At 73.2% G+C, this 795-nt stretch carries 2 protein-coding genes; one reads left to right on the plus strand and one right to left on the minus strand.

The features are described 5' to 3' along the window. Positions 1–524 (plus strand): hypothetical protein (locus tag JHN63_RS51595; protein ID WP_200692016.1); only part of this gene is annotated, 524 nt, incomplete at its 5' end. On the opposite strand, the gene JHN63_RS51600 is transcribed toward JHN63_RS51595, so the two are convergent. Further along, the coding region (locus tag JHN63_RS51600) for a hypothetical protein (protein WP_234478978.1) at positions 515–795 on the minus strand (281 nt) is incomplete at its 5' end. The genes JHN63_RS51595 and JHN63_RS51600 overlap by 10 nt on opposite strands.

Genomic DNA, 795 nt, shown 5'->3' on the forward strand with positions numbered 1-795 from the left:
CCTCCCTCCTCCCCGCCGCCCGCTCGGCGGGCCCGGGCCTCCCACCCGTCGTGGACCACGTCCGCACCCGCGACAGGGTCGTCTTCCTGACCTACGACGACCGGGGCACCGGCGCGCGACAAGAGCCGAGGGACCCGAGGTTCGCCGACCTGGTCCGCGAACTGCGCCTCCCGGTAACGGTGTTCCCCACGGCCCCGGAGCACGGCCACTTCGCCGGCCTGCCCTATGCCACCCAGCACACCGAGATCTGCGGCCGTCATCCCCGCCTCAACTCCCGCCTCCTCCGGCCCCCTTACGGCACGTACGACACGACGACCCGCCGAGCCGCGGCCGACTGCGGCATCTCCGCCCTGGTCCTCTGGCGGGCCTCCACGACCACCGGCACCCTGACCTACGCCCGAGGCGAGCACCGCCTCACCCCCGGCGACATCGTCCAGGTGGGCCCGGCCGACAGCACGGCAAGACTGCTGCGCGGCATCCAGGAGCGGGGGCTGACGGTGGGGCGCCTGGAGGACTACCTGTAGCCCAGGATCGTCACCATGAGGCCCAGGTACACGGCGGCGGACAGGACGTGCGCGGACCCGCCGACCGAGTACCCGCGCCGGAAGAAGGCGACGCCCGCCGCGAGCGCCGCGACGATGAGCACACCCAGCCACGCCGTCGCCGCCAAGATGCTCCCGCCCATCCCCACCATCAGGGCGGACACGAAGCCGAAGGCGACTTCCACGGGCATCAGAATCGCCATCCCACAGCCTTCGACGGCGAGGGAGGGGCGGGGCGGGGAAGGAGAGGGGG

Source organism: Streptomyces sp. MBT65 (genome assembly GCF_016612545.1).
Classification (GTDB): Bacteria; Actinomycetota; Actinomycetes; order Streptomycetales; family Streptomycetaceae; genus Streptomyces.